The sequence below is a fragment of the Corynebacterium durum genome (assembly GCF_030408675.1).
Lineage (GTDB): Bacteria > Actinomycetota > Actinomycetes > Mycobacteriales > Mycobacteriaceae > Corynebacterium > Corynebacterium durum.
Window position 1 is genome coordinate 271570 of record NZ_CP047200.1, and the last position, 22754, is coordinate 294323.

At 54.5% G+C, this 22754-nt stretch carries 17 protein-coding genes, 1 tRNA gene and 1 pseudogene; 9 read left to right on the top strand and 10 right to left on the bottom strand.

The genetic code is table 11. From position 1 onward, the window contains the following. The first annotated feature begins 130 nt into the window (after positions 1–130). Positions 131–3031: a type I DNA topoisomerase gene (gene topA, locus CDUR_RS01215; protein ID WP_179418681.1), complete on the top strand. Its 2901-nt coding sequence runs from the start codon at positions 131–133 to the stop codon at positions 3029–3031. 622 nt (positions 3032–3653) lie between these two features. Here the strand turns inward: topA and CDUR_RS01220 are convergent. Then, entirely contained in the window at positions 3654–5060 is a 1407-nt protein-coding gene (locus tag CDUR_RS01220) for an MFS transporter (RefSeq protein ID WP_179418682.1), read from the bottom strand. Between the two features lie 327 nt (positions 5061–5387). Here CDUR_RS01220 and CDUR_RS01225 point away from each other — a divergent pair, with 327 nt between their 5' ends. Beyond that, positions 5388–6659 carry an ATP-binding protein gene (locus CDUR_RS01225; RefSeq protein ID WP_290208011.1) on the top strand — a complete coding sequence of 424 codons (1272 nt, stop codon included), beginning with the start codon at positions 5388–5390 and terminating at the stop codon, positions 6657–6659. Here CDUR_RS01225 and CDUR_RS01230 read toward each other — a convergent pair. Next, positions 6656–8182, bottom strand: a complete 1527-nt coding sequence (locus CDUR_RS01230; protein WP_179418684.1) for an adenylate/guanylate cyclase domain-containing protein — start codon at positions 8180–8182, stop codon at positions 6656–6658. The genes CDUR_RS01225 and CDUR_RS01230 overlap by 4 nt on opposite strands. Before the next feature lie 42 nt (positions 8183–8224). On the opposite strand from CDUR_RS01230, the gene CDUR_RS01235 reads away from it, so the two are divergent. The 3 genes from CDUR_RS01235 to CDUR_RS01245 all read left to right on the top strand — a co-directional run bounded on the left by CDUR_RS01235 (position 8225) and on the right by CDUR_RS01245 (position 10019). Next, positions 8225–9415, top strand: a complete 1191-nt coding sequence (locus tag CDUR_RS01235; protein ID WP_179418685.1) for a DNA polymerase III subunit delta' — start codon at positions 8225–8227, stop codon at positions 9413–9415. Between the two features lie 42 nt (positions 9416–9457). Beyond that, positions 9458–9533, top strand: a tRNA-Thr gene (locus CDUR_RS01240). Between the two features lie 36 nt (positions 9534–9569). Next, complete coding sequence (locus CDUR_RS01245; protein ID WP_179418686.1) at positions 9570–10019, top strand: Panacea domain-containing protein; 450 nt, start codon at positions 9570–9572, stop codon at positions 10017–10019. Positions 10020–10300: 281 nt separating this feature from the next. Here CDUR_RS01245 and CDUR_RS01250 read toward each other — a convergent pair whose 3' ends face one another. The 5 genes from CDUR_RS01250 to CDUR_RS01270 are packed head-to-tail and all read right to left on the bottom strand — an operon-like array spanning position 10301 to position 13907. Next, positions 10301–11131 carry a cytochrome c biogenesis CcdA family protein gene (locus CDUR_RS01250; RefSeq protein ID WP_179418687.1) on the bottom strand — a complete coding sequence of 277 codons (831 nt, stop codon included), beginning with the start codon at positions 11129–11131 and terminating at the stop codon, positions 10301–10303. Beyond that, complete coding sequence (locus CDUR_RS01255) at positions 11131–12009, bottom strand: DsbA family protein (RefSeq protein ID WP_179418688.1); 879 nt, start codon at positions 12007–12009, stop codon at positions 11131–11133. The genes CDUR_RS01250 and CDUR_RS01255 overlap by 1 nt, the downstream gene beginning before the upstream one ends. Continuing rightward, positions 12006–12368, bottom strand: a complete 363-nt coding sequence (locus CDUR_RS01260; RefSeq protein ID WP_006062753.1) for a DUF2304 domain-containing protein — start codon at positions 12366–12368, stop codon at positions 12006–12008. The genes CDUR_RS01255 and CDUR_RS01260 overlap by 4 nt, the downstream gene beginning before the upstream one ends. Next, the gene (ppgS, locus tag CDUR_RS01265; RefSeq protein WP_179418689.1) at positions 12365–13072 is read right to left on the bottom strand and encodes a polyprenyl-phospho-N-acetylgalactosaminyl synthase PpgS; all 708 of its coding nucleotides are present in this window, start codon (positions 13070–13072) and stop codon (positions 12365–12367) included. The genes CDUR_RS01260 and ppgS overlap by 4 nt, the downstream gene beginning before the upstream one ends. A gap of 16 nt (positions 13073–13088) precedes the next feature. Continuing rightward, complete coding sequence (locus CDUR_RS01270; protein WP_179419168.1) at positions 13089–13907, bottom strand: glycosyltransferase; 819 nt, start codon at positions 13905–13907, stop codon at positions 13089–13091. Between the two features lie 244 nt (positions 13908–14151). Between CDUR_RS01270 and CDUR_RS01275 the strand changes: the two genes are divergently transcribed. Continuing rightward, positions 14152–14742 (top strand): hypothetical protein, encoded by a 591-nt coding sequence (locus CDUR_RS01275; protein ID WP_290208012.1) that lies wholly within the window; start codon positions 14152–14154, stop codon positions 14740–14742. A 486-nt stretch (positions 14743–15228) separates the two neighbouring features. Here CDUR_RS01275 and CDUR_RS01280 read toward each other — a convergent pair whose 3' ends face one another. Next, positions 15229–16077, bottom strand: coding sequence for a glycosyltransferase (locus tag CDUR_RS01280; RefSeq protein WP_179419169.1), 849 nt, complete (start codon positions 16075–16077; stop codon positions 15229–15231). 723 nt (positions 16078–16800) lie between these two features. Beyond that, positions 16801–17658 (bottom strand): annotated as a pseudogene (locus CDUR_RS12950) (transposase). Positions 17659–18903: 1245 nt separating this feature from the next. Here CDUR_RS12950 and CDUR_RS01290 point away from each other — a divergent pair. From CDUR_RS01290 to CDUR_RS01300, 3 genes are read left to right on the top strand one after another with little or no spacing between them, the layout of a single operon-like run. Next, complete coding sequence (locus tag CDUR_RS01290; protein WP_179418691.1) at positions 18904–19623, top strand: ATP-binding cassette domain-containing protein; 720 nt, start codon at positions 18904–18906, stop codon at positions 19621–19623. Between the two features lie 2 nt (positions 19624–19625). After that, complete coding sequence (locus CDUR_RS01295) at positions 19626–20801, top strand: hypothetical protein (RefSeq protein WP_233452975.1); 1176 nt, start codon at positions 19626–19628, stop codon at positions 20799–20801. Then, complete coding sequence (locus CDUR_RS01300; RefSeq protein ID WP_179418692.1) at positions 20771–21385, top strand: hypothetical protein; 615 nt, start codon at positions 20771–20773, stop codon at positions 21383–21385. Before CDUR_RS01295 ends, CDUR_RS01300 begins: the two co-directional genes overlap by 31 nt. Here CDUR_RS01300 and CDUR_RS01305 read toward each other — a convergent pair. Next, entirely contained in the window at positions 21382–22752 is a 1371-nt protein-coding gene (locus CDUR_RS01305) for a M1 family metallopeptidase (RefSeq protein WP_179418693.1), read from the bottom strand. The two genes, CDUR_RS01300 and CDUR_RS01305, sit on opposite strands and share 4 nt — an antisense overlap. Positions 22753–22754: the final 2 nt, after the last annotated feature.

Consider the following 22754-nt stretch of genomic DNA (forward strand, 5'->3'; position numbering starts at 1 on the left):
GGTTGTAGGGGGATGCTGCTTGACAGGACGCGAGACACCCTGTTAGCAACATTAGAACAGCTTTCCCTTGAGAACTGTGTACGGTAGGCAAGGGAAGAAATAAAACTCGCGATATAAGGACGTACAACCCGTGGCAGCAAAAGGGACCAGGCGCCTCGTTATTGTCGAATCAGCGACAAAAGCCAAAAAAATCGCACCCTACCTGGGGTCGGATTACGTTGTTGAGGCGTCTGTGGGTCACATTCGTGACCTGCCCCGTGGTGCTGCCGACGTCCCAGCAAAATACAAGAAGGAAGCATGGGCGCGCCTTGGCGTGGACGTTGACCACGGGTTTACCGCGCTGTACGTGGTCAGCCCTGACAAAAAGAAAAAAGTCGCGGATTTGAAAGCCAAGCTCAAAGACGTTGACGAGCTTTTCCTGGCCACAGACCCCGACCGCGAAGGCGAAGCCATCGCATGGCACTTGCTGGAAGTATTGAAGCCAAAAGTTCCAGTGCGACGCATGGTGTTCAATGAGATCACTAAACCAGCGATCCTTGCCGCTGCCGAAAACACCCGCGAGCTGGACGACAACCTGGTGGATGCGCAGGAAACCCGCCGCATCCTAGACCGCCTGTACGGCTACGAAATTTCCCCGGTGCTGTGGAAAAAAGTCATGCCGCGGCTATCGGCTGGACGCGTGCAATCTGTGGCCACCCGCGTGATTGTGGAGCGCGAGCGCGAACGCATGGCCTTCGTACCCGCCACCTACTGGGACCTGACTGCCGAGTTGGACACCGGCAAAGACGATGGCGATAATCCGCGGCGCTTCAACGCGCGGTTGACCGCCGTGGACAAGCAGCGCGTGGCCGTGGGGCGCGACTTCAACGACAAAGGCGAACTGAAAAACAACGCCGTTGTCTTGAACGCGGACACCGCTCAGGCGCTGGCTGAGAACCTACACAAAGCCTCCATGAGTGTGGCAAATGTGGAGGAAAAGCCCTACACTCGCAAGCCGTATCCGCCGTTTATGACCTCCACGCTGCAGCAGGAGGCGGGACGTAAACTGCATTACACCTCCGAACGCACCATGCGTATCGCGCAGCGCCTGTACGAAAACGGGCACATTACCTATATGCGTACAGACTCCACAACGCTGTCCGAGTCTGGCATCAGTGCTGCTCGTGCACAGGCACGCGAGCTATATGGCGCGGAATATGTTGCTGATGCCCCCAGGCAATACACGCGCAAGGTGAAAAACTCGCAGGAGGCCCACGAGGCGATCCGTCCGGCAGGTGAGACCTTTGCCACCCCGGGGCAGCTGCACAGCCAGCTTGATGCGGAAGAATTCAAGCTCTACGAGCTGATTTGGCAGCGCACTGTGGCCTCGCAAATGGCTGACGCGCGGGGAACGTCCATGAAAGTCACCATTAATGGTGTTGCTCGTACTGGCGAGGAATGTGAATTCTCCGCAACCGGACGCACCATCACTTTTCCCGGATTCCTCAAAGCCTATGTTGAGGTCTCTACTCTCGACGGCCGTGATGTCGCCGACAATGCCGAAAAGCGCCTGCCACGCCTGACGGCTGGCGACGCCCTGACTGCCGAGGACGTCACTGCCGATGGCCACTCCACCAACCCTCCGGCTCGCTACACCGAAGCCAGCCTGGTGAAAAAAATGGAGGATCTGGGCATTGGACGCCCCTCCACCTACGCCTCCATTATCAAAACCATCCAAGACCGTGGCTACGTGTACTCCCGTGGCAACGCTTTGGTGCCATCATGGGTGGCGTTCGCAGTGGTTGGGCTCATGGAATCCAGCTTTGCGTCATTAGTTGACTACGACTTCACCTCCTCCATGGAGGACGAGCTCGACGATATTGCCACCGGCAATGAAGACCGCACCGACTGGCTCACCGGATTTTATTTCGGCAATGCTGATGCCTCCGACCGGACCGCCGAAACCGTGGCCCGACTGGGCGGTTTGAAAGCCCTGGTGCGCGATAACCTGGAGCATATCGACGCCCGGTTGGTCAACTCCCTGCACCTGTTCAACGATGCCGAAGGGCGAAGCATCGTGGTGCGCGTGGGGCGGTACGGCCCGTACCTGGAGCGTGTGGTGGGCGTCGATAAGAACGGCGAACCAGAGCACCAGCGCGCCAACCTGCCGGACAGCGTGACCCCCGACGAGCTGACGCTTGAGGTGGCGGAGAAGCTGTTCGCCACGCCGCAAAGCGGGCGGGAGCTGGGCGTGAACCCGGCGAACGGGCGCATGGTGGTGGCTAAAGAAGGACGCTACGGCGCGTACGTCACCGAAGTGGTGACCGATGCGGAACGTGAAAGCGCCGCTGAAGTTGCCGAGAAAAAGATCGCAGAGGAACGGGCCGCCGAGGACGCGCAGCGCGCCGCCGAAGGTAAACGGGCGAAAAACTGGGAAACCAAAACGGCGATAGCGCAAAAAGAAAAACGCCTCGAACAGCTTATTCAGGAAATTCTCAAACCTGAAAGCCAATCGTTGTTCAGCACCATGGAGACCTCCACCGTCACCTTGGATGATGCGCTGCAGCTGCTCAGCCTGCCACGTGAAGTCGGCGTGGCGCCTGATGGGGAAGTGATCACTGCGCAGAACGGTCGCTACGGGCCGTACCTGAAGAAAGGCAGCGATTCCCGGTCGCTCGCCAGCGAAGCGCAACTGCTCACCATCACTCTCGACGAGGCACTGGCGATCTACGCCGAGCCGAAACGACGAGGGCGCAGCGCGCCGCAGGCGATCCGAGTGCTCGGCAACAACGATGTCTCCGGCAAGCCCATGCTCATCAAAGATGGGCGCTTCGGTGCGTACGTCACCGACGGCGAAACCAACGCGTCGCTTCGACGCGGCGACACCCCCGAGACGCTTACCGACGCCCGAGCCTGCGAACTACTCTCCGAGAGGCGTGCCAAAGACGCCGAAAACCCCAAGAAGGCAACAAAAAAGGCGGCGAAAAAGACGACGAAGAAGACCACTAAGAAAGCCACGAAAAAAGCGACCAAGAAGGTGGCTAAGAGGTAGCGTCGTCTAAAGCGCCGATACGGCGGTATTCAAAAAGATGCCGGTGAAGCCTAGTGTCGTGGAGAAAGCGCTGATGACCGGCAATATATCAAGGATGTGCTTCCAGCGTTTTCTCACACTAATTTTTCGTGCGCTTCGAGTTAGTTCACGAGCCAATCTAGTTCGCACATGCTTGTTGTTCTTTTTATCGCTCGTTGCTTCTATGCGCACAGTCAGCCAGTCCGCAGCCTCAGCTTTACGCGCAATTTCATTGAGGAGCACTGTCCAACGCCGCGCAACCCATGCACAATGATTCCTCTGTTATGTAAGCCGCGTGCGGTGCGAGAAATCATCGTGTTGATGAGTGTGAGCTCGGTTGACCTGCCGACGAGGACAGCAGGATGGATACCTGCTCGGGGGTATGGGTTGAGTGCTTGGTCAATGACTCAAGTCGATAGCAAAAAATAGTGAAAATTTTTCACACTGTGCCCGACTCCGAAAAATTACATTTTTAAAAATAATTCTCATTAATGCTTTGGCTGAGTGGCCTGGTAGAGCGTCTTTTGTTGCCTGCATCTAAGACCTGTTCGCCAGCTTGGGGTGGCTTCATGGTGTCGGTTGCCTCTGGCATGCATGTGATCTCCTAATCGCTGTTCTTTGTTGGTAGTCCGCGAGTAGAGAAGAGAGCGGCCGCAGTTATGATCGCGAGAGCGGCAAAGACTATGCCAAATGCCGAGCTTTGGTCGCTGATGTACTGACTGGCGACTTGAATGGAGACGGCGGCAAAGGCAGCACCGAATGCTCCTGCAATCTGCTGGACGATGGCGTTTGTAGTGGTGGCCTCCGCGTATTTCTCGGTCGGCAATCCCGCGTAAAGAGTTAGCATCGTTGGAGCGACGGCAAAGGCCAAAGCTACACCACGGGCAAGAAGTAGAGCCAACGCGATGGGTGCTGATAGGTCGTTTGCGACGATGGCGAGCCCGAGAGTCGTGATAGCCACACCTGTCAACCCCGCGAATACGAGTTTTCGTGGGTCGCCAGAGATGTCGATTTTCTTCCCAACATACAGGACTGCTAGTAGCATTCCGATACCCTGCGGAGCCAGGGAGAGACCTGCGGTAAGTACAGATTCATTAGGGTTGGAAGTCTCAATGATCAGTGGTATCAGGAATGTAATTCCCATCATCCCAAAATTGTTGATGAACACAATGAGAGTGGTGGCCTTGAAGGACGTGATCTTTAGTAGCGTCAGTTCGAAGCCTACGCTTCTTGTCGAGGATTTTGCGCGTTTGAAGAAAGCAAACAGCAGGCAAACAGCGACTATTCCGAACACGAAGGTGGGTACCGAGAAATCTGATGAAGACACCCGGGTTAGAAATAGCAGTATGACCGTCATGGCTGGCATGAGCATGAGAATTGACCAGTAGTCCACCCGAGTCGTGCTCTCTGTGAGTCTGTTTGGAATCCACAGGGCAGCAGGGATTAATGCCAGTAGTGCTAGCGGAATACTGGCCCACAGTGCCCATCGCCAGGATGACTGGTCGATGATGATCCCACCTAGGACAGGTCCGACGATTGGCGCAATCTGGACGGGGATTGCGGTTAATGCCATTACCCTGCCCATTCGAGACTGGCCTGCGATTTCTACGGCCAGAAGCCTCATGAGAGGGAAGAGCATGCCGCCACCCAACCCCTGGATTACACGAAATGCAATGAGCGAGCTAAGAGACCATGCGAGACCGGCGGCCAGCGTGGCGCCTGTGAAAACCGCGAGGCTCATAACCCATGTGCGTTGGGCACCATACCGGTGGCAGAGTGAACTAGTGAGTGGGATCACGGTGGCCATGGCTAAGAGGTACCCGGCGCTTGTCCATTGAACAACACTGACTGACGCGTCGAAATCGGATGCGATGTTTGGTACTGCGATTGCGATGATGCTGCTGTCGACGAGACCGACGAACCCTCCAGCGGCCAGGATCATCGACTGCCAAAAGATTCGACTTGTGATGGTGGAGGGCGTGCCGGTTTCTTTGTCACTTTCTTCAGGCATTGTTTTCGTTCTTTCCCCAGTTGGCAAGCGTGATACGTGCTTTTAGAATTGCTGTGCGCGACGAAGTGGCGACAGACCTTGGATCTCCAAAATCGTCCTATGTTTTCTTTGGCATAGAGTCTGTAAGCCCAAAATGCTTGGATCAGAATACGGAAGATACGCCGACCCGGCAACGTCAGCCCCGCCGAGCTTCCGACGAAACGGCTCCTAAAACCCTGACGAAACGGCTCCTAAAACTCCGACGAAACGGCTCCAACCGTGTCAATAAAACGATATTTCCGCATGTAGAGTATACTTTTGGTGTGTGCTACCTGGAAGGAGACTTTTGTGCTCCCGAAACGACATTCTAAGCAGGCGTATCTCACTCGATATATTGACTATGAGCTGGACGAGCTGATCGAGGATTTATCAGGCATCGCGATTGATGGCCCTAAAGGTGTTGGGAAGACGGCGACAGCTTCGCTTCGCAGTGACGTGGTCTTGATGCTGGATGATGTTGCGGTGAGGCAGGTTGTTGAGGCTGACGCGAAAAGGCAGCTCACAGCAAAAAGTGTTGTGTGCGTTGATGAGTGGCAAAACTATCCCCCAGTCTGGGACACGGTGAGGAGGCTGATCGACGATAAAGTGGCAACCACCTTTCTGCTCACAGGTTCTGCATCGCCAGTCGTGGGAGCCAGAACACATTCTGGCGCGGGGCGAATAATTTCGCTGAGGATGCGCCCCTTGAGTCTCGCTGAACGTGCAGGAACCCAGCCAACTGTGTTTATCCGCGATCTGTTTGAACGCGAAGCGGACATCGCTGGTAATAGTGATTTTTCGCTTTCTGACTATGCCACCGCTATCTGTTCCACGGGTTTGCCAGGCATTTATGACCTTTCCCCGCGCGCTCGCCGTGCGTCCATTGCCGGATATGTCACACGGATTATCGACAGGGATGTGCCGGAGCAAGGTGGGAGTGTACGACGACCTGACACACTGCGATCGTGGTTAACCGCATATGCAGCAGCATCATCAACCACGACTACCTACACTAAAATCCTTGACGCAGCGACTCCGGCCGATACCGACAAAATCAGTAAGAAAACATCGGATAAATATCGCGATTTGCTTACTAAGATCTGGGTACTGGATTCTGTTCCTGCGTGGTCGCCGCAAGCCCCTTCCTTGGCCCGATTGAACTTGAGTCCTAAACATCAGCTTTTTGATCCAGGAATAGCAGCCAACCTTCTAGGTATCACGGACCGTACACTTGTGAGCGCCGTTAAAGGTACTGGGGAGATTTTTGGCCAATTATTTGAGTCATTGGCAACACTGTGCGTCCGCACTGCTGGACAAGCCGCCGAGGCGCGGACTTTTCACCTGCGAACGAAGGCGGGCGAACATGAGGTTGATCTTATTCTCGAACGCTACGATGGTGCTGTTTTAGCGTTTGAAGTGAAATTGTCTCCGACAGTGGACGATAAGGATGTTTCACATCTTCATTGGCTGGGGGAGCAGATAGGCGACCGCCTTGTGGACAAAATAGTTCTTACAACAGGCTCTACTGCGTATCGACGAGCAGACGGGGTCGCTGTCGTGCCCTTAGCCCTGCTCGGCTAAGACCTATCCGCCAGTGTCGGGCGAATCGGCCGGGCGAGCTGGGTCATTTCTTTGCGTCCGCGCAGCTCTACGGATTTCAGGACGGTCCAGCGGGCTTGTTCGGCTTCGTTTGCTTCCCGGAGCGTGGCAGCGGAGGTCAGTACCCGACCAGGGGTGTCTTTGGCCAGTTCGGTGAGGCGGGCGGCTTGGTTCACGGCGTCGCCAATGACGGTGTATTCGAACCGGTCGGAACCGCCGATGTGCCCGGCCACCACGTGACCTGCGGCGACGCCGATGCCGCACGAGAGTTTGAGTCCCTTGAGTTTCTGGCGCAGTTCGCGGGCGGCGGCGAGGGCGTGGCCCGCGGCGTCGGAAAGCGGCAGGGGAGCGCCGAATACGGCGAGGGCAGCGTCGCCCTGGAACTTGTTGATGAAACCTTTATTGTGGTGCACCACAGCAACAACCTGCTCGAAGAAGTCGTTGAGCGCGGCGACAACGTCCTCGGGAGTGTGGTTGACGGCGAAGGATGTGGAGCCGATGACGTCGATAAACAGGACGGCGACGTTGCGGTCCTCGCCGCCGAGGGTGGGCAGCTCCTCCAGTGCGCGGCTGGCCACTTCTGCGCCGACATAGCGCCCAAACAAATCGTGGACGCGCTGGCGTTCCCGCAGGCCACGCATCATTTCATTGAAGCCCGCTTGAAGTACACCAATTTCCGAGCCGTCGTAAATGCGGACGGCGGTGTTGGCGTCGCCGCGGCGCACGCGCTCAATGGCCTCATGAAGCTCAGAAATCGGGTCCACGATGCTCTTGGTCACCAGGGTTGTTCCCACAGCGCCGGTGATCAGCGCCACGCATCCCAGCGCAATAATGCCTGGCAGGATGCTACTGGAATCGTGGTGGAAATACTGCACACGCTGGCCCACCATCATGAGCAGCATGCCCAGGATAGGCACCCCCGAGGTGACTATCCAGGTTAGTTGCATGCGCACCCGCACCGGCGGTTCCAGGGTAGAATCCGCAAACCCTTGGGCGAGGGCTTTCGCGGCAATAGGGCGGACCAGCAGCTCCGCCTCCAGGTACGTCAGCAACACCACGATCGCCCCGCCGAGGATCGTGGCCAGCGCCACCACGAACGCCAGCCGCGAGGATGTCGACGCCGCGACCACAGTGACTATGGACACCCCAATCAGCCACACCACGGCGCACAGCACCGCCTGGTACACCGGAATCCTGAGCACCAGGTTACGAACCATATTCGGGTCATGTTCGTCCGGTTTGTGCTGCCATCGAAGCACCGGAAGGAACAGCCGCAGCGTCACCGCCACACCCGCAAATACCGCCAGCACCACGTACACAATCCCGGCTATCCGCAGGTAGTTGGAATCCGTGCCAAAATTAGCTATTTCCGGGATCGGCAGTAGGTAGCGCACAAACAGCATGATCGCCAGCGCGCCCAGGACATTTGAGCCGAGTACCGTAGCAGCATAAAGCGGCCATGAGGTGCCCCACAGCCACTTCATTACCTGCGCGAACCGTCTCATGATCCTCCTTCAACTGGTCCCGAATATTATAAGGTGGGGTAGGTGAGCACATCTACCTCCACTGTCTTTGATCGCCTAACCGGGGGCAGTCAACTCCGCAGCTTGCTTATTGACGCCGCGACGGCCGCCCGCTCCGGTTCCGTCACCCACGCATGGTTGTTTACCGGTGCGCCCGGGTCCGGCAGGACAGTGGCAGCGCGTGCTTTAGCCGCTGGACTTGTGTGCACCTCAGAAGTGCCTGGCTGTGGAGAGTGCCAGGCCTGCCGCACTGCGTTGGCGGGCAATCACCCTGATGTGGAACTTATTCAGCCCCAGGAACTCACCACCGGCGTGAAATTTGCACGCGACGTTGTGGAGAAAGCGCATACCCTGCCTACCAGCGCGCCCTGGCGGGTAGTGATTTTTGAAGACGCTGATCGCATGACGGAATCCGCCAGCAACGTCCTTCTGAAATCCGTGGAAGAACCACCGTCACGCACCGTGTTCATGTTGTGCGCCCCCTCTACACACCCCCGAGACATCCTGCCGACCATTGTGTCCCGCTGCAGGCACGTGTATGTACCGGTACCCAGCAACGACGACGTCGCGGCATTACTCGTTGCTGAAGGAGGAGTCAGCGAGCATGATGCCGCCCTCGCTGCGGCGGCCAGTGTAGGACACATCGGCCGGGCCCGGCACCTCGCGCACAACATCGTCGCCCAACAACGACGCGCCCAGGTCCTAGGGCTCGCCGAACTGATCTACCACGGCGACCTGGCCTTCCAGGAAGTGGGAGTGCTTTTTACCAAAATCGAAGCCGAAGTAGACCAACGTCTCGAACCCATCGAAGCTTCTGAAAAGGAGAAACTTCAGACAGCCATGGGTGGTGGCATGAAAGGAAAACGGGTGGCCAGCCTGCGATCTTCCCTCAACGCCGCCGAAAAAGAACTCGAAGCCACCCACAAGAAACGACGCACCCGCCAAAAACGCGACGCCCTCGACCTGGCGCTTGTAGACTTCGCCGGAATCTACCGCGACGCACTCATTACTGCGACCGGCGCTGGCATCGGCCTTACCCACCCAGACATGGAAGGACTCTCCAGGGAAATCGCTTCCCGACACCCCGCAGAAGCCATTGTGACCTGCATAGACGCCATCATGAAAACCCGGGAACTCTTCGGGCAAAACGTCCGGCCAGTGGTCGCCCTAGACAGCATGGTGGGACGCATCCGCCTTGCATTAGGTGTGCGCTAACACCATAGGGTAAAGTATCTTCTCGGACTTCACGGAGTCCACGCCGCCTTAGCTCAGTCGGTAGAGCGATTCACTCGTAATGAATAGGTCGGGGGTTCGATTCCCCCAGGCGGCTCCAACGTGGGGGTGGATATTGAAGGGGCAGAGTGAAACTATGGTTTCAGTGATTGACGTGGCTTCTTACATCCTGCAGCAGCGTGGATCAATGACCACAATGAAACTGCAGAAGCTTTGCTATTATTCGCAGGCTTGGAACCTTGCTTGGGATGAAAAGCCGCTTTTTCATGAGCCGATCCAGGCATGGGCAAATGGCCCTGTTGTGTACGCATTATTTGAACGGCATCGTGGCAAATTTGTTGTAGAACAAGACGATATTGCAGGCAATCCAGAGGCACTTGATCGTGATGAGCGCGAGACCATTGATGCTGTGTTAGATGCATACGGGCACCTTACTGGACAGCAGCTTAGCGATATTACTCACTCCGAAAGGCCATGGAAAGTAGCGCGCGGCGAAGTGTCAGAGGGTGAGTATTGTTCCGAGGTAATAGATCTTGACATTATGCAAGATTATTACGGCGGCTTGGACTCTGCAGCTGCGTCGTGATGGGAAAGAAACCTAAGGGGCGGGGGAAGCAATCAGCTCAGAAAAAAATGAAGGCGGTTGCGGACACGAATCTTCATCACATAGAACGTACTTCCTCTAAGCAAGTGTCCGCATCAGCAGGCAAATTAACCCAACACTAGACCAAGCGGAAGAAGAGCTATTTAGATTTCGCCTGGGCTCGACGCGTCGCCTCTGGGGGTATAGATCAGGGGCGACATTCCGAATTCTTTGGTGGGATGAACATCATCAGGTCTATCCAACGGAGCCTAAGAATACGTAGTCTAGCCCTCCGCCTTCCTCCCATCCTGCAGGATTTTCACCAGCAGAATGAGTTCGGCGATAACTGCCACGGCTAGGAGTACTTGCGCGTTGGTATAGCGCTCGGACCAGCGCCCAGCCCAGGTTTGAATGTTGAATTGCGTGTCGGTAGACAGCAGCGAGGGGAGTGTTGCGGTGCCGTAGGACGTGATGAACAGCAATCCAATGAAGATGAATAGCGCACCGGCAATCATGCTCATGGTGTTGAGCCGCAGGGGGCCAAGCTGCCATGCTCGTCCTCGTAACCAGGTGCGGGAGCCGATATCCCAGCGGTCCCACACCAGCGCCATGAGAAATAGCGGTACCGTCATGCCAAGAGCGTAAAGTGCCATAACCAGCGCGCCATAGGCGGGATTTCCGCCAACCACAGCGGTGGTGAGCACCGCTCCAAGGAGCGGGCCTGCGCAGAATCCAGCGAATCCGTAGACCGCTCCAAGCAGGAACACCGACACCCACCCGGAACCACGCACTCGGGAGGCCAACGATGATAGTACGGGGATGTTAAAACCAAACCCCAGGAAGGTGTACACCCCAAGGGCTATGATCGCCCAGCCGCCTATGGTGATCAGCGTGTCACGGTGTTGCGTGAGCAGGCCACCGAGGTTCCCGGCACCCACGCCAACGGGTACGAGCACGCAGGCCAAGCCCAGGAAGAACACAAGGGTTCGGGCCGCGAGTTGCTGTTTCGAGGTGAAAGCGTAGGCGAAGAAAGCGGGCAAGAGTAGTGCGGAGCAGGGGCTGAGGATGGCGAGCACGCCGCCAAGAAATGCCCCGAGGAAACCGATGCTGACCATTAGCGTTCCTTGGAGACGGTTTTTGCGAGTTCGTCGTTAATCGCCTGGACGAATACCTCGGTGGGTTGTGCGCCGCTGATGAACTGGCCGCCAACGAAGAAGCCGGGGGTTCCGCTGATGCCAAGTGAGGTGGCGTAGGAGCGGGCTTGTTTCACAACCTCGTTGTAGGTGTCGCCGGAGGCGTCCTCACGGAATTTGTCCATGTCAGGTACGCCTGCTTCTTCAGCGAAGCGTTCGAAGTCTTCCATCTGGTAGCCCGGATGCCCGTTCACGTCTTTGGAAGCCGTGTACAGGGCGTGCTTGAATTCCACAAACTTGCCTTGGGCTGCGGCGGCTCGTCCTGCGCGGGCTGCGGCTTCAGCGTTGGGTCCGTTGATGGGGAGGTCGTTCCATTCCAAGCGCACCAGGCCCTTATCCACATAGTCCTTGAGGATGGCGGGTTCGGTCTGGTTGGCAAACCGCGAGCAGAAGGGGCATTCGAAGTCGGAGAATTCGGAGATGACCACCGGGGCGTCGATAGCCCCCACGGCGAAGGGGTCGGTGGCGGAGCGGCGGTGGATGTTGTACACATCTTCTTGTTTTTCCAGCGGGCCGCCGGGACCGTAGACCTTGGCATCGTAGGTGCCGTCGTCTAGTGCTTTAGGGCCGTCGCCTTTGGTGCCGTTCGCGCCGGGTTTCGCCATGGCGGCGAGGGCGGCGGTGTCCTCATTGTTCCCCTTAGCGCTCGGGGCGTTGCTAGGTGCCGCATTGCCAACGGCACTCTCAGAAGCAGCACCACCCCGTTCGCCTAGTACGTATCCGGTGAGTCCGGCAATGACGATGAGCAGGGCGATGAACGCCCACATTGTTTTAGTGATGGCGGAAAACGCGTTTTTCATTCTTCCTCAGTGTCAGGCTCGGGTGCAATGGCGTTTTGTAAAGCCACTGCCCGTGCGAGACGCGCGTAACGGAGTTCCAGCTCGCGGAAGCGAATGTAGGAGCTCAAAGTGGTAAACATAAACGCAACCACTAAAAGATACAACAGAAGGTCTGTGCCTCGTGAAACACCAACATAATTCGCCACAATGGTGAGATCATCTGGGCGGAGTACGGCCCAAATGCAGGCGGCGATAAAGAGTAGGAAACCAAGTTTCACACCTGCTTTTGCGCGGGCTTTGCGGCGGTTTCCCAGGAAATAGAGGACAAGGGTTGCGGTAGCAAGGAGCAGGAAGAGTTGCATTAAGAGCTGTCCGGTCATGGTAATTTCCTCGCAAGCAATCCGTCGGCAAGAATGTTCACACCATTAATAAGCGATTGTCCTTTGCTCATTGAGTATTCGGTGTACAGAATGTCCACAGACTGTTCCGCTACCCGCCAACCGCGTTCGTCCATTTGGGTGACAAATTCGGAGGCATGGCTCATGCCGTTCATGCGGATATTGAGTTCGTCGGCGACCTTGCGGTTGAAGGTGCGCAGACCGTTGTGGGCGTCGGTAAGCCCGAGGCGTCGTGTTTTGGGGGAGAGGAACACCACGGTTTTGAGAACGATGCGTTTGAGCAGCGGCACTTGGTCGTCGGTGGGGCGGGGGCGGCCGAAGCGAGTGCCCACAACGATGTCCAGGTCGCCGGTGCGGAGGCGATCGAGCATTTCGACCACGTCTTTCACCTGATGTTGACCATCCGCATCGAAGGTGACAAAGTACCGCGACCCCGGTTGGGAGCGGGCGTATTCCACCCCCGTTTGCAGGGCGGCGCCTTGTCCCAGGTTGACGGGATGGTTGACCAGGTGTGCGCCCGCAGCTTTGATCTGGGCGGCGGAGTCGTCGGTGGAGCCGTCGTTGACGGCCACCACGTTGGGGAACACGTGGCGCACGTTACGGATCACATCGCCAATGACTGCGCCTTCATTGAAGCAGGGGATGATCACCCACGTGTCTGTGTAATCCAGGGACGTATTATCCATGAGTCAACCCACGCGCCTAGCGGCGGTGAAACAACCTTCCGTATGCTGCTTTCAACGCGACCGAGGGGAGTAGGCGATAAAGACTACGTATCGCCAGGTTCAGCCACGCACGGCGCTTGGAAATAAGCCCATACGCCACCAAATTTTTCTGCATTTGTCGTTCAGCGCTGAACATTCCTTGGGCTGTTCGACGCTCAAAAACGCTAGTTGATATGCGAAAATATGTCAATGCTTCCGGCATGTTGTGGAAGCGTTTTCCACCGGCAAGCATGCGAGCGTAGAGGTCGTAATCCTCCATGTGGTACACGTCTCGGTAGCCGCCCGCTTCCCGCACGGCATCCACGCGCATCATCACACTGGGATTATTAATCGGCGAGTTCAGGCGCGCGTACCGCAGGATCTCCGCATGGGAGGTGGGCAGGCGCCGCGTGCTAATCACCTGGTCCACGCTGCCATCAAACTCATCCATTGCTGTTCCCAGCACATCAACATCCGGGTGCTGCTCAAAAAATTCAAGCTGCCGCTCAAACCGCTCCGGCTTTGCGACGTCGTCCGCATCCAGGCGCGCCATAAACTCCGTGTTGATCGTGGCCAGGCCAGCCGCCGACGCAGGTCCGGCACCCATGTTGCGGGCCAGCACCACACTGCGGGCACCCGAATATGTGTTGATAAATTGCTCCACAATCGCCCGCAATTGGGGGCCGAGGGGGCCGTCTTCCACAATGACAACATCCTCGGCCGGACGGGTTTGCGCACTTAAACTATCCAAACACGCCCGGAATTGCGCCGGATCAATGCGGTGATACACCGTGACAAGTGCAGTGAGCTTGGGCATGGTGCTTATTTTAGCACTGCTAAAGGTATCAGCCGCTGTTGTATGTCCGTTAAGTCTTAAAAGATATATTCCGAAAATCTGGATTACACAACCGGACATGGGGCCGAGAAGTAATGCAATACATACGCATGTTTCAAGTGGCAGGGGTAACAGCAAGCTGCTGAAAGCAATAATGGCGGCCGATACCCAGCCTGCAACATAGAGTCTGTGCAGTTCAGAGGCCAAAACAGCGGCAGAGGTGATTATGAGTGCGCCGCTGAAAGCTGAGGCAAATGTCAAAACAGATAGAATGATACCGGGGACCTCGAAGTCGGGTCCAAAAAAAGCGTCTAAGAACCAAGGCCCAATAAAGAAAGCGGGAAGGGTTCCAACTAATCCTATTAAGATTGTTATAAAAATGGGTTTTAAGGCCGCCTTAAATATTTCATTCTTGTGCTCCACGAAATACACAATTAAAGTTGATTGGAAACGTTGCAGGGGAACCAGAAGGGGCGCGCGGGTCAATGTTACGGCCATAATGATCCCGCCTAATGTGGTGGTGGCTGTTGATCCTCCTAAAATTTTAACGGCAGGCGAAAAGCCGGTTATCAAAATCGCGGTTGCCCCGGAAGCGAGCATAGCTACAAATGCACGCCGAATAAATTCGCTTGAAGGAACGTCGGCGTATGTCACGAAAGCGCGCTTCGCGGATTTTGAAGTAATGAAGACAATGGCCCAGCTTAATGCTCCGCTGACTGTGACAAAAAGGAAAAAAGGTAATCCCCATTGTGTGGTCCATGCGCATAGCGTTAATATGAAGCGTATCCCCGAATCTAAAGCAACAAGTCCCGCATAATGATGCCAAAGCCCAAGCCCTGACAGGGTTCCGGAAAGTATTGATTGATATGTGTATGATACCACCCCAACGGCGAGCATTATTATGGCGAGACTGTGGTCGCTTGATAGCAAATAGATAAGCCATAACGGGGAGGTTGCTAGCGTGATAATGCCTAAAATGACTGCTATTAGCGTCCCTATTTTCCAAGGTGAAGCCGCATGCATTACCTTTTTTGACTTTTGAGCTGATGTTGCGACTGCCCTGGTGGTTTCCTGCATCAAGCCGTCAATAAAACCTGCGAAAGCGAAAAACATGCCCCAATAAGCCATGAAGTCAGCAGCGTTTTCGGCGCCAAGTATTCGCGCTGAAATTAATACTACTACAAAACCAGATAAGGCTGCGAAAAAAGTTGCAAAACTGAGAGTCTTCATGGGGGCTCCATAGTGGTAGAAACGCTGAACAATTTTGTCAGCCATCAGTTATGTGAAACTAATTCAAAATATTTTATCTTTTACTAAATAAAATGGAATTTATTTTTTTGAGAATTGGCCCGGGAATAGTTCGATAAAAAGTACGCACAATTAGATTGAAGATGGCCTGAGGCTTGGATATTATTCCGTATGAGATAAGATTCCGCTGCATCTGCCACTCTGGCTTAAGCATTCCCATCCCAGTGCGTCGCTGAATTTGGGCAGTTGATGTGCGGAAATAAGTCAGTGGCTCGGGTAAGTTATGTAGACGTGCCCCGATAGAAATTAGTCGAGCCCAAAGGTCATAGTCCTCCATGAAATGTAGTTGGCGATATCCGCCGGCTTGCCGAATTATAGCCGTGCGGGCCATGATTGAAGGGTGGTTGAGTGGTGAGTTGATCCGGCAATACCGTACGATATCATCATGTTTTTCTGGCAGTGACCGTATCTCTGTTGTTGCAAGATTTAGATTTTTTGTTTTTTGATAAATGTGGTCATCGAATTCTATAACTGCCGTTCCAACCACAGCAATGTCTGGATGGTCTTGAAGGAAGATAATTTGATGTTCTAGTCGATGTGGTAGTGCGATATCGTCTGAATCAATGCGTGCGAAAAACTCAGTATTAATTTCCGCAAGTCCTTGTTGTAGTGCGGGGCCAAGACCTTGATTTTCCTCTAGTTGTATTGTGGTGAGCTCGGGATGGTGTGATTGATGATATGAGATTACTTGATTTATTTTATTCGGGGTAGGGCCGTCTTTTATTATGAGGACAGATTCGGCTGCCAGTGTCTGTCCCCATAAGCTATTCAATGTCTCATCAAGTTCATTTGGATCAGATCTGGAATATACTGAAATAAGTACGGTAATGCTTCCTGGTTTCATTGTGGGCATAGTGTGCTACTCTAATATATTTTTTGAATGTCATACTGCGGGATGGTGAGTGGTTAACGGATTCTAATTATATTACAGTTGGTGGGTGCGGTGGATGCTGTTCCAGGTGGGAGTGTCCAAAGATTTTGTTGCGCGCCGGGTGTGGTGAGCATTCGATCATAGAAAACGCTATGTTGCTACCATTGGGGTATGCTGGCACCATCACGTGGTCTCATATTGTGAGGTGGGGTATTTCGGGGGTGCTGGGCGTCAGGTGACAGCTCCTAGATCAAACCGGGCATAGTTGTGCTAAATAATCCGATCCTAACCTGGGATAACCTATACCGACCGTTTGGACGACTGTACTGTTGTCGCGTTGGCGGGTTCGCGTGGTGATTCCTAAGATGGTACCTCGACTGGAGTATTCGACTCGTTGCACAAAAGCAGAATTGATTCACCCTACAGGTTCGTGGACAGGATTGACCTAGTTGAAGGTGGCTACTTCAACGTATGCGGAGTTGGGTGATGATCTGGGTCAGGATGGCTGTGGCGTGGTCGAAGATGCGATGGTAGGGGGCTGCTGTGTCTTTGCCTGTGTGGTGTCCATTAGTGTGTCCTTATTTTGTAGTGCTTGTAAATTATCGTCCAAGGAGGGCGGGGATCCTTGGTTCACAACCACCGAGACACAGAGGGGCGGGTTTTCTCTGATAGGTCAGGTGGTTCATGATGGTGTGCTTAGGCTGTCTCCTCCTCCTGCGGCTGATCCGTGTCGGCATCATGGTAGAGTTCACCATTTTCATCACAGCAAACAAGACCTTGATGCGTTTGTGCGCCAAGGTGACCACAGTGGCGTTGTGTCGCTTGCCCTCATGCCGTTTTATGTTCGTAGAACTGTCGGGAACGCTCGTGGGATCTGATCACTGCAGAAGACGATTGCCGCAGGGCGTTTTTTAGTTTCTTGTTGCCAGCCCGGTTCAGCGAAGTCGTCATGATCGTAGTTCCTGATTGGCTGATCTGGCGTGATAATCCAGTAGAGGACGCCAGATGCCCTGAGATCGGGAAATCGGACATATGGCCCACGGTCATAAGAATTTGCGCTGCTGTTTTCAGCTCAATCCCCCGCATTGATGGCAGGATATGTGTCTGCGAAATCTCGTCAAGAAGCTTGAGGTCTTTTGTCTTGATTGCGTGTTGATGCTCTCGTTTGAGTAGAGCATCCTCTGTGCTATAGCCACTCTCAGTGTGGGTTGGAGGGTACCGGTAATAGCGACGTGTTGGTTGGTCATCGTGGCAAACAGCGCATCACTGATCGGTTCGGGAAGCTGGGCACGGGTGAGGTCGTTATCAATGTCTGCTAGGACTTTTCAGCTGTTGAAATGCCTCTTCCACCTACCCGATGCCGTGTAGCGCATCGGGTAGGTGCAGTCCAACGTGTGCGATGACACAAGCATTCTGGATGTCGGTTTTGCTGTTGCCCGTGTGGATTGTCGATAGTTGCCGCATGACCAGTATTTGCTGTCCTGTTGCATCAACAACACAAGCATGGTGGAAGTATCCTCCCACATTGATGTCTATGGCAAAATCTAAGGAGATAGAAGTTCTTCTAGCGACGTTGCATAGTTGGTTGCATTGTGTGTCGCCCGACGCGTTAGACATGCTTTGTGTTTGCATTCACATTACGGTGAGACCTCACATTGGTAGTGGGCGTGGGTTGAGGTCACATGAGCGGTGTGGAATATGTCGCTGCCTTCGGTGGCATCACCCCCGGGGGTATGATGGAACAGGGTAAAACGGCCATATCGAAGTCAGTGACTGGTTCCGTTACTAGGGGTAGAGAACCGGGGCCAACCTACCTCGCATGGATGGGTGGCAGGGGTGAGCCTTTTGGTTTTCTTTGCTGGGAACTGCCAACGACATAATGGGCTATCAGAAACGGACTCCACGATTAGATTAACATCCAAAGGAAAACAGTTGAATCCTGATGACGACATCTTTAGAAAACCATCGATGTCAGACCAGGTAAAAGGGGGAAACGTGTCTTTTTAAGGACTGCAGGGTCCTCAAAATGTGAGCGTGCGTCCGATGGCGGACATGAAGATCGTCTGCAATGTACTGGTAGTGATATCGCCGCGTTAGGGCACTAGGTATGAATGCCTAACGAACAAATATTCTGACAAGAATGGCCCTACATATTACTTCAAGGTTAGTTTTAGGTAAATAATGTATTGACTATTTGCTGATGAATCACCTTCTTTATTTTATAAATTTTGAACGGCGGTTGACTTCGTGAAAAGGGTTGGGATAAGGTTTATTTGTAATGAATGAATCGTAAAGATGTTTGCTAGCAAACGTCAATTTCGTTCATCTTGTCATCTATGTGGGAAAGGTTTTGTGGTCGAAGTGATTGGAAAAATATTCAAGCAAGAAGTTGTTTGAAAATTTTGATGGCGGCATTCGCAATGTCTATGATGGTTATGGTTTTTGCTCCAATGCAAGCGGAGGAATAGACTCTGCATAAGTCTTTCAGCGGTGTACGTAATGGATTCGAGAGTGGTCGCTGGTGGGATGGTTCGAGCGGTCTGACTTGGGTTAATACAAGTAGGTGCTCTACGGATTCTGGTGCTGCGGCTCATCGGACGTTGATGATGGAAGTTAGGATGGATAATAGCTTCAGGCCTGATGCTAGCTTTGGGGTTCGTGATGCGCGAGGTTGTTATTGGTCAGTTGCTCATAATTCTTTCCCGGTTGTTGCTGGAAGTCACTACTATAAGGTGGGTGGATTGCAAGGTTGGCAACGTATCTCAGGGGCAACTACTCTCGATTTTTAGATAGCGTATCATGAATTTCTACCTTAAGAATCTTGTTTATAGGCATCCAAAAGCTGATGATTTAATTTTTGATAAATTGAATCTTCCACTATCTTTGGGTCCTTTGTTGCTTCTCGGTAGAAATGGGGCAGGTAAAACAACGCTTCTCAAGCTGATTGCTGGGTTGTTGAAGCCTGCCTCGGGGACTGTTCATCGAGATGGGCGGGTGCTGTATCTTCCCCAGAGATTTATTGCAGTACCTGGCTTTAGTTGTATGGATTATGTAGTCCACCTTGCATGGTTGAATGGTCGCCCACGTCGTGAAGCAAAAGTTGATGCGGCGTATTGGATTAAGCATGTTGGACTTGAGGGCTATGAACAGCGTCCCTGCCAAAATCTGAGTGGTGGTCAGCAATCACGATTGGCCTTGGCAATGGCGCTTAACTCTCATGCGGACTTGGTTCTTCTTGATGAGCCAGGCGCAGCCTTAGACCCATTGAGCAAAGAAACATTGAGAAGCCTGTACCAGATTGTAGCGGATGCTGGTGTGGGACTGATTGTTTCTAGTCATGACCCAACGGATATTCTGGGGCCTTTTGTCCGCGTGGTGATTATTGATGAAGGCGTGGTCCGTTTTGATGATGCACCAGATGTGCTCCGTACTTCACAACATTCTGATCCTTTGGTGGAAGCGTTTGCACGGTCGATGTTTCCTAGCGAGGGGACTAATGGGAGGACCAGGAAAGCATGAACATGAGCAGGTTTATTCGTAGGCCCTCACTGTGGCTGCCTGGGGTGACCATCGCTTTTTCTGTCTACGCTTCGTTGGATGCATATCTTACTAATGCGCTACCCTCATCAGTGGGGGCGTTTATCTTAAGCGGGATGGTCTTTGTTATTAGTGGTCTGTGTGTGTCGGCTGCCTGGGATGCGGCACGTTTACACGGCGTCGCTAAGAACCTGGGTCGGCGACGTAATATGCTTCGGCTACTCGCTTGGATTCTAATTCCCTGTTGGATATGGACGGCTGTGGCTTTCGGTGTGCTCTGGGCGTATCAGATGTGGTTATTTGGCATGGTGCTGTACCCGCATCCGCTTACAGTGCTGCTTGCTGCCCTGATGGGGTTTGTCTGGTCGTTGATGGGTGTGGTGTTTGTCTGGGTGTTTCCCCGCGTTGTTGGTTTGTTGCTTGCTACGGTGCTGCCTTTTACAGTTACATCATTTGCGTGGTCGCTTACTGATTACAGGTGGCGGCACATGTTTGGCGTTCCGTCTGCCTGTTGTAAGTTATCCTCCACCTTGAGTACCCAAATGGTGTTTGCGTCAGTCCTGTGCTTGAGTGGCATTGCCGCAATTGGGGCGTCTGTTGTGGCGTTCAGAAGGGGAAACTCATACATTCCGAGCATCAGTGTTCCTCGGGTACTGTGCGGGGTTGTCAGTATCATTGGCATCGGAAGTATTGTGTATGCATCAGTGGTCGCCCAGTCGATTGAAAATTTTGCTGCGGCGCAGCCGCGTGACACACGTGAAGCTATCTGTCGGGATGGTATGTGTTCGTGGCCCGAAAATACTGATGCGGAAATTCAAGCCAATCGCAGTGCGTATAGACAGATTCTTGCAACCATGCCGCCTGAGTGGCTTCCAAGCAATGAGCCTGTTATCATGCCGGACCCTAACTACAAGATCGGTGCCATTGACATGTCACTGTGGATTCTTGGTGAAACAGGTTCGGCATTGCCGTTCAGCAACAGCACTGATCCTGCTGAAGCATATCGGCATTTTGCTGGAACGCTTGCAGCTAGGGAATCAGAACTGTGGGCGACGGCGATCAGCAGTGATGCGTGGCAAGAGTGGGCGGCACGTCAGACGAGACCGGCAACACCAGAGGAAGTTCTGACGTGGGTAAACATGAAAAAGAACGAGCTGTGATGCACTGGCTTCGTTGCTACGTCAAGGGACACCGGCTCACCCTCGTTCTCCCACTGGTTGCGGTAGTGTATGTCATTTCTGCACTGAGTGGTGGTGTTCCGCTGCCGCTCCCGCCAATATTCAGTTCGTTTGCCCCACCAGTGACCATCGATTCGGTCCTTGCTCTCATGATTACGGCCGCCATTGGGCTATATACAACCAGCGCTTTATCGTATTTTGAGTGTTCGTCGCGGTTGCCGTGGTGGTGCGCAGACGCTGTGGTGCTGATCGCACTAACCTCACCGTCCATGCTCATCTGGGGCATCTCTACTGAAGAATCCTTGTTGGCGCGCAACCTTGCGGTCTATCTTGCGCTGTTCTTCCTGCTTACTGCATTCTGTGGTATGAATACGACTATCGTTTCGCTGGCTGTATGGATGATCGGCCAAAGCGCGCTGTACGACCCTGAGTCTGGTCTTTTATTGTGGGCGCTCACTATCATTCTGCAAGAAGCATCGTCCACTCAAATAGCCGCAGCATCTTTAGGGGCCGCTGTGACATGGGTGGTCTTGAGAACAAGGATCAAACAAAGCGCGTATGTTTAAGACACGGGAAACGCCGGAAGCTCCCGCCGGTACAGCCAGGAATTCCATACCTCGTGGAAGCGGGCCACGTCTATGCCTTCCTCCGCGCATGCTTGTTCGCACAGGTTACGCAGATCGATCGGTTCCACCACCGAATGCCTGCCCGCCGCAACGTAGCGTTGGATGGTGCGGAAGAAGGCGGCGTCGCCAAGCACACAGCGCAGGGCGTGGACGGTGAGGGCGCCGCGTTTGTACACGCGGTCGTCGAACATCAGGTGCGGGCCAGGGTTGGAGAGCAGCAAATCCTGCGGCAGGCGGGCCAGAATGTCGTAGTGGTGGCGGGCCGAGACCGACGCATGCACCCCATGCGCGTGCTCGCGCCACAGCCACTCCGCATAGCAGGCGAAACCCTCATTGAGCCAAATGTCATTCCACTGGGCAAGCCCCATCGAATTGCCAAACCACTGGTGGCTGAGCTCGTGGGCAACCAGGCGCTCCCACGTCTTATCGCCCGGCACGTGATTCCTGCCAAAAATGGATAAGCCTTGCGCCTCTAGGGGAATCTCCAGGGGGTCTTCGGTGATCACCACGGTGTAGTCGCGGAACGGGTAGGGGCCAAACAGGTTCTGGAAGAGCTGGAGCATGGCCGCCTGGTCGGCAAAATCAACATCCACATAGGGCCGTAAGCTGGGGGGAATGTAGGCGACCACGGGAACGGGATTCTGGGCCAGTTCGATGCGCTGGTACTCACCCACCTGGATGGTGGCCAGGTAGGAGGCCATGGCGTGGTCGGTGCGGTAATGCCAGGTGGTGCGGGAGCCGGAGGCGCGCCGGGCAAGCAGGCGGCCGTTGGCTACTACCGTGTAGGGGTTGTCGGCGCTGATGACCAGGTCAAAGTGGGCTTTTTCGTCGGGGGTGTCGTCGCAGGGGAACCAGCTGGGAGCACCGCAGGGTTGCGATGCCACGAGCGCGCCGTTGGTCAGTTCCTCCCAACCCAGCTCACCCCAGACGGTGCGGATCGGCCGGGGGGTGCCCACATATCTAATGGTGAGGTAAAACTCCTGGTCCTCGGGAATGCTCTGTGCGAAAAACACCCGCAGTTTTCCCTGTGTGTGCCGGAACTTGGACACCTGGGCGCTCATGCCGCCCACGCCGCGGGCGCTAACCTTGGCCACACGCATGTGGTGGGAGAGGTCAAGGGTGAGGCTGCGAAGCGGCTGGTAGTTTTCTATTGTGAGCACCGCCGTGCCGGACAGGCGGTTCGGTCCGACCCGGTAATCCAGCGTCAACTCGTAGTGACGCACATGAAAACCCAGGTTGAAGTCAACCCCGGTATAGGAATCGCGGACACCGGGGATGGGGGAGCGGCGCAGCCTCGTGGTAGTCATCG